This window comes from Rhizomicrobium electricum, from assembly GCF_011762045.1.
Classification (GTDB): Bacteria; Pseudomonadota; Alphaproteobacteria; order Micropepsales; family Micropepsaceae; genus Rhizomicrobium; species Rhizomicrobium electricum.
In genome coordinates this window covers 465,091-477,854 of record NZ_JAASQS010000004.1, presented here as the reverse complement: position 1 = coordinate 477,854, position 12,764 = coordinate 465,091, and the positions used below count along the sequence as shown (strand labels likewise).

General features: G+C 62.2%; 13 protein-coding genes. 5 read left to right on the top strand and 8 right to left on the bottom strand.

Annotated features, from left to right (window positions below):
• The first annotated feature begins 16 nt into the window (after positions 1–16).
• Entirely contained in the window at positions 17–712 is a 696-nt protein-coding gene (locus tag FHS84_RS10340) for a phosphatase PAP2 family protein (RefSeq protein WP_166933779.1), read from the top strand.
• On the opposite strand, the gene FHS84_RS10335 is transcribed toward FHS84_RS10340, so the two are convergent.
• The 6 genes from FHS84_RS10335 to trxB all read right to left on the bottom strand — a co-directional run bounded on the left by FHS84_RS10335 (position 685) and on the right by trxB (position 7,004).
• Positions 685–2,676 (bottom strand): TonB-dependent receptor plug domain-containing protein, encoded by a 1,992-nt coding sequence (locus tag FHS84_RS10335; RefSeq protein ID WP_166933778.1) that lies wholly within the window; start codon positions 2,674–2,676, stop codon positions 685–687. The genes FHS84_RS10340 and FHS84_RS10335 overlap by 28 nt on opposite strands.
• Before the next feature lie 122 nt (positions 2,677–2,798).
• Complete coding sequence (locus FHS84_RS10330) at positions 2,799–3,374, bottom strand: TPM domain-containing protein (protein ID WP_166933777.1); 576 nt, start codon at positions 3,372–3,374, stop codon at positions 2,799–2,801.
• Entirely contained in the window at positions 3,374–4,132 is a 759-nt protein-coding gene (locus FHS84_RS10325; RefSeq protein WP_166933776.1) for a TPM domain-containing protein, read from the bottom strand. The genes FHS84_RS10330 and FHS84_RS10325 overlap by 1 nt, the downstream gene beginning before the upstream one ends.
• A 59-nt stretch (positions 4,133–4,191) precedes the next feature.
• On the bottom strand, positions 4,192–4,788 hold the full coding sequence (locus FHS84_RS10320) for a LemA family protein (RefSeq protein WP_208393791.1): 597 nt from the start codon (positions 4,786–4,788) through the stop codon (positions 4,192–4,194).
• A gap of 306 nt (positions 4,789–5,094) precedes the next feature.
• Positions 5,095–5,991 carry a LysR family transcriptional regulator gene (locus FHS84_RS10315; RefSeq protein ID WP_166933774.1) on the bottom strand — a complete coding sequence of 299 codons (897 nt, stop codon included), beginning with the start codon at positions 5,989–5,991 and terminating at the stop codon, positions 5,095–5,097.
• An 11-nt stretch (positions 5,992–6,002) separates the two neighbouring features.
• Entirely contained in the window at positions 6,003–7,004 is a 1,002-nt protein-coding gene (trxB, locus tag FHS84_RS10310) for a thioredoxin-disulfide reductase (protein WP_166933772.1), read from the bottom strand.
• Positions 7,005–7,209: 205 nt separating this feature from the next.
• On the opposite strand from trxB, the gene FHS84_RS10305 reads away from it, so the two are divergent.
• From FHS84_RS10305 to FHS84_RS10290, 4 genes are all read left to right on the top strand, one after another.
• A complete protein-coding gene (locus tag FHS84_RS10305) occupies positions 7,210–7,689 on the top strand; it encodes an Lrp/AsnC family transcriptional regulator (protein WP_166933770.1) in 480 nt (159 codons plus the stop codon).
• 52 nt (positions 7,690–7,741) lie between these two features.
• Positions 7,742–8,131, top strand: a complete 390-nt coding sequence (locus FHS84_RS10300) for a hypothetical protein (protein ID WP_166933767.1) — start codon at positions 7,742–7,744, stop codon at positions 8,129–8,131.
• A gap of 15 nt (positions 8,132–8,146) precedes the next feature.
• Positions 8,147–9,067 carry a hypothetical protein gene (locus tag FHS84_RS10295; RefSeq protein WP_166933765.1) on the top strand — a complete coding sequence of 307 codons (921 nt, stop codon included), beginning with the start codon at positions 8,147–8,149 and terminating at the stop codon, positions 9,065–9,067.
• A gap of 197 nt (positions 9,068–9,264) precedes the next feature.
• The gene (locus FHS84_RS10290) at positions 9,265–9,945 is read left to right on the top strand and encodes a DUF1349 domain-containing protein (RefSeq protein WP_166933763.1); all 681 of its coding nucleotides are present in this window, start codon (positions 9,265–9,267) and stop codon (positions 9,943–9,945) included.
• A gap of 10 nt (positions 9,946–9,955) precedes the next feature.
• On the opposite strand, the gene FHS84_RS10285 is transcribed toward FHS84_RS10290, so the two are convergent.
• Positions 9,956–10,729: an NYN domain-containing protein gene (locus FHS84_RS10285; RefSeq protein ID WP_166933761.1), complete on the bottom strand. Its 774-nt coding sequence runs from the start codon at positions 10,727–10,729 to the stop codon at positions 9,956–9,958.
• A 339-nt stretch (positions 10,730–11,068) separates the two neighbouring features.
• Entirely contained in the window at positions 11,069–11,965 is an 897-nt protein-coding gene (locus tag FHS84_RS10280; RefSeq protein ID WP_166933759.1) for a CPBP family intramembrane glutamic endopeptidase, read from the bottom strand.
• Positions 11,966–12,764 lie beyond the last annotated feature (799 nt).

Here is a 12,764-nt window from a genome sequence, read left to right as displayed (position 1 = left end):
GCTGATTGAGGATGAAATGTTCTCCCGCCTCCCCCGCATCGAAACCGCCGTGCTGGCCGTCTGGATCGCGGCGGCGGCGGCGGTTTGGGGATTTCTCGGCATCGCCGACGAGATGCACGAAGGCGAACTCGATGCCTACGACCGCGCCGTGATTTCCGCGCTGCGCGTGGCGGGCGATCCGCACAAGGCGATCGGTCCGCACTGGCTGGTCGAAAGCATGCGCGACGTCACCGCGCTCGGCGGCATCACGCTTCTGGTGCTGGTGATGGCGATGTCGGTGATCGCCCTTCTCGCCTACCGCCACCGCCTCGAAGCCCTGGTGCTGACCGGCTCGGTGGTGCTGGCGCAAATCTCGAGCGGACTGTTCAAGAACTTCTACGAACGGGTGCGGCCGACCTTTGCGGTGTACGGCGACCTGCCGACCTCGATGAGTTTTCCCAGCGGCCATTCGACCACCGCGACCGCCACCTATTTCCTCCTCGCCGTGATCGTGGCCAGCCTCGATCCCGCCCGCCCCGTCAAAGTGCTCGCCTTCACGGTGGCGGCGCTGCTGGCGCTGATGATCGGCTTTTCGCGCGTGTTTCTCGGCGTGCATTGGCCGAGCGACGTCATTGCCGGCTGGTGCCTCGGCGCCGCCTGGGCGTTCGCCGCCGCGGTGCTGTTGCGCATCCTGAAGGCGCGCGGCTACAGCGTCCGCCGCACTTCGACATAGAGCCGCGCCTGCGATTTCACCTTGAAATCGGTGATTTCATTCGGCCCCGAGGTCCCGCGCAAACCGGAATAGAACTGGGAGACATTTTCGTAGCTGAAACGGCCGACATTCTTGGCGGCGACGGCAACCATCCAGTTCGCGCTCGGCTTGTAGTCCCATTCGAGTTCGATATAGGTGGGAATGACCTTGCGTTCGTTACGCATGAAGGGCCGGTAGGAGCCTTCGTTCCAGCCGGTGAACAGAAACGCGCTCCAGGTCGATTTCAGGCTTTCGATGTCCTGGCTGAGCCAAACCTTGTAGACGCGCGGCCGCTCGGCCGAAATGCGCCGGACTTCACCGGTGGCCGGATCGCGCACGCCGGTCAGCCGCCAGATCGTCGAGGTCTTGAGGCGCCCGCCGGGAAGGCCGATACCATCGAGCGGCAGCACGGTTTCGAAATCGATCACGTTGCGGTGGCCGCCGCCGATGTTGCCCGGCGCATCGAAATGACCGGACGGGCCGAACACCGGAATGTAGTCGAGCACGCCCGAGATATCCTCGTGCAGCAAGGACAGCGACACCGCGCCCTTTTCCCAGAAGTGGCGTTCGAACGCCAGTTCGTATTGCCAATGGCGATCGGGCGCCAGGTTGGGATTGCCGCCGGTGACGCCATACGATGACAGACTGCTCGACGCCACGAAATTGGAGAAATCCAATTGTCCCAGAACGCGCTCGGCGCGCAGGCGGACCTGGGTATTTGGGATCGGCGTCCAGGTGAAGAGAACGCGCGGCTTGGGATAGAAGAACTCGCGGCTCATCGCGCCTTCGGAAATCACCGAGTATTCGAACCGCAAGCCGGTCTCGAGCTTGAACTCGGGCGTGATCGTCCACATGCCTTGGACGAACATCTCGGTGCGCTTTTCGTCGACGCGGGCATTGCCGGACGGCAAATCGACCGGCGCACCGTTGACGACATAGGTCGAAGTGCCTTCGAGCTGGTTGTAAGCGCCTTCCCAGCCGCTCTCGATCGTCAGATCGGCATCGGGACGATAGCGCACGATGGCGCGGGCAATGCTCTCCATCGTGCGATTGCGCTGCCAGAAGGTTTCGTTGTCCCCGACCATCGTTTGAACCTGATTGTCGGTGTCGCGGCCGAAGCGCTGCAGCAGCAGGGTTTCCAGTTCGACACCGGAGAGCGGTCCCTGCCAATGCAGGCCTATCTCGCCCTTCTTGGTGCCCGAACTGTCGGTGATGGCGTAATCGCCGGCGCTGCCGAAATAGGCGTAATGCGACTGGTCCGGCGTGTCCTGGTAGGTGTAGTTGGCCTTGAACTCGCCGCCCAGCCACGGAACCGTCGCGGCGCCGGTGCTCATCCAGCCGATGCCCCAGTTCTTGTAGCGCATGTCGTAATGCGTGGTGGCGGCGCTGGCGACGTCGGTCACGTTGTAGAAGCCGTGGCCGACGGAATCGTCGTAGCTGGTCGAGGTCTCGAGCGCGAATTCGTAGGTGCTGGCGCCGGTGCGGTGGGTCACTTGCAGCGAGGCCGAAGGCACCATGTGGCCGTCGGTCCAGATATCGTTGGTGAGATCGACGACGATCTGGGTCGAGGCGGTCTTCTTGCGCACGACATTGGCGACAACCGACTGGCCGTGCATGTCGATGCCTTGGGCGCCGCCGCGGATCAAGTCGATGCGCTCGACGTCGTTCGCCGGAATGCGCTGCAGGATGGCTTGCAGGTCGTTGGTCTTGGCGGTGGGGCGCTGGCCGTCGATCAACACGTTGCCTGCCGTCCCGGCAAAGCCGCGTGCCGACTTGCCGTCGTCGAACACGAACCCCGGAACGCGGGCGATCATGTCGTAGGCGGTCTGCGGCCGGGCGGCTTCGAAATACGAGCTGGGATATTGCAGCGTGCCGCCCTGGTCGTCGGCAAACGCCGCTGTCCCCATCAACACCGCCGCCAAAGCCGCAATTGCCCCGATACGCATACGCATGACCCCACGTGCTGCAACACTCCCCTAAAGGTGGGAAGTGCCGCCTAGTGGCTCAAAGAGTCGGTTTCGCATAGCCCGCATGCGCCGGAACGGGCGGTACAAACTAGTGCGACAGGTCAGGCCGGCGGGTAATGCTCGGACAGGGCGCCGGCGCAGGCTTCGACCGCCTTGGGCAGCGCTTCGCCGACGCGGCCTTGTTTGGCTTCGGCGAGGAAGTCCTTGATGATCGCGTCCCACACGCTTTGCGGAATATGACGGTCGACGTCGCGGTCGGTCACCACCTCGACGTAGCGTTCGCCCAGCGACACGAACAACAGGATGCCGGTCTTGCGGTCGTTCTGGGCGAGGACGCGCGAGGCAAAGGCGCGGTGCGCCAGTTCCCAGCACTCCCACAGCTTGGCGTGACGCGGCACCACCGCTAGGCGCAGCGGCCAGAAGTCGAGCAGGAACGTCGCCGCGCCCGCCGCCACCACCACGATCAGGAAGGCTTCGCGCAGCGGCAAGTGCGGGAAGAACATCGCCAGCACCGCGCCCATCAGGAACGCCGCGAGGCCGCCGTAGAGCGCGGGATAGAGCTTGTACTTGTCGCTGATCGGAACCGTCGTCACCGCCACGCGGGCTGAGGTGCGCTTCTCCACCGCTTCGAGCGCTTCCTTCAATTTCGCACGTTGTGCGTCGTTCAGTTTTTGCATCACCAGCTCCCCGATGCGCCGCCGCCGCCGAACGATCCTCCGCCGCCGGAGAATCCGCCGCCGGAACCGCCGCCCCAACCACCGCCGCCACCACCCCAGCCGCCGCGTCCGCCGCCGCCGCCCAAGCCGCCGAGCAGTAGAAGCGGCCACAGATGACGCCCGAACACGACGAAGAAGATGATGATGAGGATGATCGGGAAGGCGCCGAGTGGCGAACCTTCGTCACGCTGCGGCCGCGGAATAGCCTCCGCCCCGGTGGGATTGCCGCCGATGGTCCTGAGCACATTCACCGTGCCCGCGAGGATGCCGCCGTCGTAATCGCCTTTGCGAAACGCGGGCAGCATCAAGTTCTCGACGATCAGCTTCGACTGCGCGTCGGTGAGATCGCCTTCGAGGCCGTAACCGACTTCGATGCGGGTCTGGTGCTGGTTCGGCGCCACCATGATGAGGACGCCGTTGTTCTTGCCCTTCTGACCGATGCCCCAGGCGCGTCCCAACTGATAACCGTAATCGGCGATGTCGGTGCCGCCGAAATCCTTGAGCGTGACGACCACCACTTGATGACCGGTCTGCTGTTCGTGCTCGGCGAGATAGGCGGTGAGCTTCTGTTTGGCCGGCTCGCTCAGAATGCCGGCGTCGTCGACGACGCGGCCGGTGAGCGGCGGGAACTGGAGTGCGGCATTCGCGGAGGCCGTCGCGAAGACCGCGAACAAGGCGACCACGAAGAACGCAGCGACGCTGCGGAAGTGTTTGAACATTGGCAACCCTCTCCCTTACCCGTCGCGGCCGGAGCGAACCCCGGCCGCAGCGGGAGAGGTCAGAACTGCACCGTCGGTGCGTTTTGGTTCTTCTCGGAGGTGGTGAAGGTCGGATACGGCTTCAGCTCCGGATAGAAGATCGAGGCCGTCCAGCGCATCGGAATGGTGCGCAGCATGGTGTTGAACGCCTGGACTTCCTGGATGTAGTCGCGGCGGGCCACCGTGATGCGGTTCTCGGTGCCTTCGAGCTGCGCCTGCAGCGCGATGAAGTTCTGGTTCGACTTGAGGTCCGGATAATTCTCGCTGATCGCGAGCAGCCGTCCGAGGGCGCCCGACAAACGTGCCTGGCTCGCTTCGTACTGCTTGAAGGCTTCGGGATCGGTGGCGACCTTTTCCGGCAGCACGGTCTGCGTCGCCTTGGCGCGCGCTTCGGTCACCGCGGTCAGAACCGAAGATTCCTGCTTGGCGTAGCCCTTCACCGTGTTGACCAGGTTCGGCACCAGATCGGCGCGGCGCTGATACTGGTTCTGCACCTCGCTCCAGGCGGCTTTCACCTTTTCGTCCTGGGCTGGAATCTTGTTGATGCCGCAGCCCGCAAGACCAACGCCCAGCGCGGCCACAACGGCGAGACGGGTGAAATTCTTCCAAAACGACATCGAGAAACCTCCCATGAAGCGCAAGCGGAAATGGCTTTCCGCCATATAGCGCAACGGCCCTAGTGGTCCCCCACGGCGAATCGCGGGGCTCCCACTTAATACGAAAAAAATTGCCGGAGCGGGGGGGCGCTCCGGCAATTCAGCTTGGGATCGCTCGCGTGGTTGGGGGCGCGAGCCGAGCCGGGCGGCGGGGGCGCCGCCCAGAGCTCTCGCGGCGGGGGACCCGCCGCCGGCAGTCCTTGGGGGGAAGGAGCGCCGTGACTCTCAGATAGGTGCGAAAAACGCCGTTTCAAGGCGTCTTACGATTCAGTAATGCCAATCCTTGGCTTCGCGCACCAGGAAGTCGCGGAACGCCGCTACGCGCTTGGATTGGCGCAAGGAATCCGCGTAAACCAAATGCACGTCGAAGCTCGGTCCGGGAATTTCCGGCAGAATGCGGATGAGCTGCGAATATTGCGCAGCGACGTAGTCGGGTATCGACACCACGCCGATATCGGCCAGCGCGGCATTGAGCACGCCCGTCACATTGTTCACCCGGATGATGCGGCCTTTGCCGCCGGAGCGCCCCGCTCGCTTGCACTGATCGGCCAGCCAGTTGATGTCGCGCACTTCGCTCGGCGCGGTTTCGCCGTAGGAAATGACGGTATGGTCAATCAGATCCTCGCAGCGCTGCGGCGTGCCGGCGGCGTCGAGATAGGCCTGCGTCGCATATACATGATAGTGCACGGTGAACAGCTTGCGCTGGATCAGGTCGGCCTGCACCGGCGCGCGCATGCGGATGGCGACGTCGGCTTCGCGCTGGGAGAGATCGAGTTCGCGGTCTTCCAGCACCAGATGCAGTTCGAGTTCCGGGCATTCCTTCATGAGATTGGCGAGCCGCGGTACCAGCCAGTAGGAGCCGATGCCGTGGGTGGACGTCACTTTCAGCGAGCCGCGCGGGGCGTCGTGGACGTTCTTCAGCGCCTCTTCGGCCTGGGCGAGCCGCGCCAGAACGTCGGAGACGGCCGCGTACAGCATCTCGCCTTCGTCGGTGAGGGTGAGGCCGCGGGCATGGCGCTGGAACAGCGGCGTGTTGATCTCTTCCTCGAGCGCGCTGATCTGGCGGCTGACCGCCGACTGGCTCAAGGTCAGCATCTGACCGGCATGGGTGAAACTTCCTGCGGAGGCCACCGCATGGAAGATACGCAGCTTGTCCCAATCCATGCCCTACCTCTTCACTTGGACCCTGTGGTCGCTTTCGTGTCCGCCTTCGCCGCCGGCTTCGACGGCCGCAATTTCGCCGGCTCGAGAGTCCCTGCCAGGAACCGCTCGGCCTCCAGCGCCGCCATGCAACCCATCCCGGCCGCGGTGACCGCCTGGCGGAAGGTGTGGTCTTTCACATCGCCCGCCGCGAACACGCCGGCCACACTGGTCTGAGTGGAATCGGGCGCCGTCCTGATATAGCCGAATTCGTCCATCTTCACCTGACCTTTGAACAAGGCGGTGGCGGGCGAATGGCCGATGGCGATGAAAACGCCGTCGACCTCCAGGGTCTTTTTGGCGCCGGTCGCCTTATCCGTCAGAACGACACCGGTAACACCCTTCGGGTTCTCGGTTCCGACCACTTCGTCGATTTCGCAGCCGTAGGCGATCTTGATCTTGGGATGGCCTTCGAGGCGGGAAATATTGGTCTTGTCGCAGCGCAACGCGTCGCGACGGTGAACCAGCGTCACCTCATTGGCGAAGTTGGTCAGGAACAGTGCTTCTTCCGCTGCCGTGTTGCCGCCGCCGACGACTGCGACCTTCTTGCCGCGGTAGAAGAAGCCGTCGCAGGTCGCGCAGGCCGATACGCCCGAGCCCTGGAACTTGGTTTCGGACGGCAGCCCCAGCCAGTTGGCCTGGGCGCCGGTGGCGACGATGAGCGTGTCGCAGGTGTAGGTCTCGCCGGAGTCGCCGGTCAGGGTAAACGGGCGCTTCTTGAGGTTCACCGCGGTGATGACATCGGTGACGAATTTCGTCCCCAGCTTTTTGGCCTGCTCTTCCATCTGCTGCATCAGCCAGGGCCCCTGGATGGGGTCGGCGAAGCCGGGGAAATTCTCGATTTCCGTGGTGATGGTAAGCTGGCCGCCGGGCTGCAGGCCGGCAATCACGACCGGATCGAGCATGGCGCGGGCCGCATAGATCGCGGCCGTGCAGCCGGCCGGACCGCTGCCCAGGATGATGACTTTGGAATGCATGGACTACGCTCTCGTTGACGCCGGACTCAGGGTTCCGACAGCCCCGCGTGATATCGGGATTGGCCCCTGAAACGTCAAGCCGGGGCAACCCAGGAGTGCCCGCAACACCCTGTACCTGCGGCGAGGCGGTTCTCGACATATTATTGCGTCTACCCCGGTTCCCGGAGTACAAATGCGCCGAGACAGAATATTTCGGGGAAGCCCCTTGGAGCACCACAAGCTCGATTCCATCGACCTCAAGATTTTGGCCGAACTTCAGGCCGACGGTCGCATCACCAACGTCGAACTCTCACGCCGCGCCAAGATCACGGCGCCACCGTGCCTTCGCCGCATGCGGGCCCTGGAAAAGGCCGGCTACATTCAGGGTTATCACGCCGATCTCGACGCCAAGTCGCTCGGCTTCGAAGTCACCGGCTTCGCCTTCGTCGGCCTCAACAGCCAGCACGATCGCGATCTCAAGGAATTCGAGGACCATGTACGCTCGTGGCCGAACGTGCGCGAATGCTACATGCTGTCGGGCGAAGTCGACTTCATCCTCAAAATCGTGGCGAAGGACCTGTCCAGCTTCCAGAGCTTCATCACGGAAGTGTTGACGGCGGAGAAAAATGTCGCGAGCGTCAAGACGGCCTTGTCGATCCACTCGTCGAAAAACCAGCCGGGCGTGCCGATCGAGGCGAAGCTTTAGCCTTCTGGCGGCGCTGGCGTTCGTCGCGGCGCCGGCGTTCGCCGACGATCCGGTGTTCGGCAGTTTCACGCTCGATCCGTCGCGCTCGACCGGCGGCGACGTCTGCGCGGCGGTGAGCCTCGACGATCTCGGCGGCGGCAAGTTTCGCATGACGGCCGTGCGCGTCGCTGCCGACGGCAAGCTGCAGCATCAGGACGGGATGTTTGCGTTCGACGGCGGCGATCATGCCGACGGCGCGGGCGGCAGCCTCGCCTTCCTGCGCGTCGACGATCATCGCTACGTCGTGGTGTCGAAAGGCCTCGTGCGCGCCACCGCCATGCGCACGCTGTCGGCCGACGGCGCGGTGATGACCGAAACCATCGACGGCACCGACGACGACGACGCGTTCCGCGCTTCGCGCGTCTATGTCCGCGGCACGGGGAGCTGCGAGGCAAAAAAGTAGTTTGCGGAGGGGGCAATGGGCTGGTTGAGCCCGAAACAAGACGACGAGCAGGCCAAGCGGGCGATGATCCGGCAGTATTTCGCGCCGGAGAAAGGCCTGCCGCCGTGGACCTATGCCGCCGGCGGCGGGGTCAGCCTCGCCATCATGATCGCGCTCGCGGCGTTCGCGATCTCGTTCTACGGCACGGTCGCGGCGGCGGTCCTGACGGTGGTGCTGTTCGCCATCGCCTGGGTGTCGTTCGACGAACGCTCGCGGCGGGCAGACGACGATGACATCGATCTGTGGCGCGAGGAGGACTTCGCGGCCCTGATCGAGCGGATCGGGCGCGACGTCAAGGCCACCACGCCCGGCCTGATCGCGCCCAACGATCCGATCGTGTTCGCCGGTCTGCCCCGTTTCCAGCATCTGGCGATCCGCCGCAGCCATGACGACGGCACCCTGCGCCAGCGCTGGCGCTTCAAGGTCAAGGTCGGTCGGGACAAGGTCACCCGCTTCACGCCGCCCTGCCTCACCGTGCTGCATCTCACCAAGGATCATTTGATCGCCTATCAGTGCGACCTCAGTCTCCTCACCGGCCAGGTCATCAACGAGACGCTCGACGAATATTTCTGGCAGGACATCTCGACGCTGCAGATCGAGCGCCAGACGCTGCCGACCGAGACCGACGACCGCCAGCTCTACGAGCAATGGGCCGAAAACCTGCCCGACGAAGAGGCCGAACGCTATGCCGCGCTCAGCGCCGACAAACCGGCCGAGCTGTGGATCGGCAAGCGCACCATCCTGCGGCTGAAGACCAATTCCGGCGGCGGTCTCGAAATCGTGCTGGCCGACGAACGCCTCACCGGCGATCCCGAAAAAGACCGCATCCAGATCCGCAACACTGAAGCCATCAACCGCTTGCGCCGACTGCTGCGGGAGCGCAAAGCAAGACGATAGCTTTCCGGCGGAGCGAGCGCACGGCGATTGCTACACAACCCTGCTCGCAGGGGATGACAGCCATGACAGGCACATCTGTGTTGCCTGACATCACCGCACGTTTCTCCAATCGCGCGTCCGCCGGACGTGCACAATCGCGGCCCATCGATAAACCGCAGCGCCAATATCAACCGGCACTCAACAGGGGAAATTCCGCCATGAAGTTTTCGCTTTCCGCATTGCTCTTGCTTGGAAGCATGGTTGCGGCGCAGGCACAGCAATTGGGTGACACGGCCATGACCATCACGCTTGACGGCATTACCTTCACGCGCGCGCTCAACGGCGCGGCCCAGAACGCCAGCGTTACCGACGGCCGCCTGACGCTCAAGAGCGACGCCAAGCGCGACAATTTCATCGATCCCGACGGCAAGCTCTCCAACAGCACGGCGCCGGTGCTGCTGACCGAGATCGACAACGCCAAGCCCTTCACTCTGACGGCGAAGGTGACGCCGCAATTCCACGCCACCTACGATGCCGGGGCGACCTACATCTGGGTGAAAGACGATCTGTGGCTCAAGTTCGCGATGGAGCGCAGCGAAGACGGCCGCATCCGCATCGTCAGTGTGCGGACCACCGGCACCTCGGACGACAACAACCACGACGTCGTCACCGCCAAGTCCGTCACCATGAAGATATCGTCCGACACCAAGACGGTCGGCTTCTACTATTCGCTCGACGCCAAGAAATGGCAGCTCATCCGCCTGTTCAAGAACGACTACCCCGCCAAGCTCTGGCTCGGCGTCAGCGCCCAGTCGCCGGTCGGTAACGGCAACACCGTCACGTTCGAGAATATCGCCCTGACGCAGAAATCCATCACCAATTTCCGCATGGGGGAGTGAGGCGGCGGCCTTACTTTTTCGGGGCGGGTTTCGGCTTGCTCGAACCCGCCTTGCCCGGCTTGGGCTTCACCTGCACGAAAACTTCGTTTCTGTCGTTCCGGCGAACATCGAAGGCGCCGCAGGTACTGACCAGATCGACGAGTTTGGGCTGGCCGTAGTTGCGCGCGTCGAAGTCGGACGCAAGAATGGACAATCGGGCCCCGATGCGGCTCAAAGAAACCCAGCCATCGTCGCTTTCGAGTTGCGCGATGGCGGTGCGAATGAGAGAGGTCGCGTTGGCAACCGGTTTCGGCGCAGCCTTGATGCGATCTTGCTCCGGGTGATCGGAACCGGGCGCTCCGGCCGCGAGATTTTCGGTATAGACGAACCGCCGGCAAGCGCGCACGAAGCTTGTCGGCGTTTTCTGCTCGCCGAAGCCATAGACATCGACGCCCTGCTCGCGGATGCGGGCCGCCAGCCTGGTGAAATCGCTGTCCGATGATACGAGGCAGAAGCCATCGAACAAGCCGCCATGCAAGAGATCCATGGCATCGATGACCAGCGCAATGTCCGCCGCATTCTTCCCGGACGTATAGGCGAAGTTCTGGTGCGGCATGATCGCGTGGGTGGCGAGAACGTCGACCCAAGCCTTCAGTCGCGTGTCGGAGAAATCTCCATAAATCCGGCGAACGCTCGCCTCGCCGATCTTGGCGATCTCCTCGAATAAACCTTGCACGATGCGGGCGGACGTATTCTCGGCATCGATCAGGACCGCGAGACGGGGTGCGCGAGGCTCTCCATTCATTGCAATACCTCAGAGTATCGGACCGGCGCGGCGGAGGCAGGCACGACGAGAAGCAAGACCAGCACCGCCGAACGGCTCAAATGCAGACGGCCCATGATGCGAATCCGCCTTGCAATGCGCCGCCGATATTAGGCCGCGTCCCCGGCGAAGGCGACACCGCTGGCGATGCCTCACACGATCTTGTTACAGTGACGGTAGCGGACATCCCCCGACGGCATTTCCGCTCAGGGAGTGAGGCGGGCAGCGCAATCTCAACTGTCATCCCCGGCAGAGCTAGCGGCGTAGTGCATTAAAACGCGCGTCTCATGGCCGGAGCTCCATCTCGTCTGGCTGGCGCACTCACCGGGACCTGAGATCGCACATCGCCGGTGGGATGGAATTGTCAGACACGCGCTCCCGCATTCCCCAAAAGCGCAACGCCGCCTCGAGCAGCAGTGCGGTCACCACGATCTGAACGGCCCGAACCAGCCCGACCTGAAGCAGTTGCGGGTTGGACAGGCTCGCAGGATTCACCAAACTTCCGGCAAGCACGGCGAAACTGTTGTTGGAAAAATGAAGGGCCGTCGAGATTTGCAGGCCGCCCGTGCGCAACGACACATACGAATAAAAGACGCCAACCCCGCCGTAGTACAGGAGCATCACAGGATTGAATTGCTGATGGTACAGCGCAAACAAGACCGGGCTTACGACAAAAACCGGAACAATGCTGCGACCGAAAAAATAGAGCGCCTTGCTGAAATATCCGCGGAAAAACAGTTCCTCCGCCATCGACTGAAACAGGATGGCGACCAGGAGGAACGGTATCAAAATGACTTGGTCTGCACTCGGAAACGCCCAGCGAAATCCGGGATCGAAAGACATCTCAACCAAAGCATACGTGGCCCAGGTCACGGCAACGGTCCCCAAAAACCAAGGCAGATTCAATCTATTCTTGCCGAGGAAGGCGTCGGCGAACGAACAGTTCAGCTTCCGGCGCAAATGCATGAGGACGGGCAGAAAGCCCAGGGCAACAGAAAGGAAAATTGGAAGGACCCGGTAAAGACCAGACCCTTTCGTATAGAGCCCGCCTTTGATCTGTTCGGGAATGAAACCACGAAACAACAAGGAGCAGACAATTAGGGACGCCAAGAACAGAAGAGCGGATCCGATAACGATGCCCAGGATGGTGAAGACGCTCGGCCTCTCGCGCGAAGAGTCCCATCCGATTTCAAGGTATGCTTTTCCCAAATTCCACATCAGCCGCCCCCCGATATAGCGCCAGTATATGGCCGTGCGCGGGACAGCCACTGGTGCGTGCGGTCGCACTATGGTGGTGTCTTCGGCGAAGCGAACGCAGCGGTGACACACACTCCCCGGCGGAGCTAGCGGTCGATAGCGACAGCGTATTCGGCCAGCGACGGGAAGGGGATCCAGGTGGAAATACTCGCCGGAAGCGATGTGGCACGACCCCACCTTCACCCCCTCAAAAGCTCAACCACCTGGGTCCCCTTCCCCTCTCGCTTTTCGCTGCGCTCAAGCGCTCGGCCGGGGATGACAGTTAGTTTTACTGAAGCAGCGACCCGAGATGTCCAGATCGGATCAAGCCAACTGACAATTATAATAGGCCATTACAAGTTTCTTCAAAAAAAGAGGTCACTTTAGAGCAGTGAATATCCTTGCCAGCCATTTGGCAAACTGGTCATGAAAATCGCTAGTCACAACATAGATGATCGCCAGAATGCCCGCCAACATAAATAACTTGCTCCCAACAGAGCCGTTGTAGCAAAGAAACAAATATATGAGCATCCCGCAGAAATATGCGAGAATTGCCCATCCAGTAACACGCAAAACCCGATTCCAGTTCATCCGCATTAGATCATAGAGTGCGGTTTTCATATGCCTCGATAATCGAACTTAGATTTTCAGCGCGCTTTTTTAGATCAGCGGCTTCAGCTTTCGAGATGTCAACAGCGCCAGTGTCCTCAATTCTGTGGCGGGTCAATTTTCCGCTTTCGAGTTCAGCTACTTCGTCGAGGAAGTGATCTCGTTGAGATCG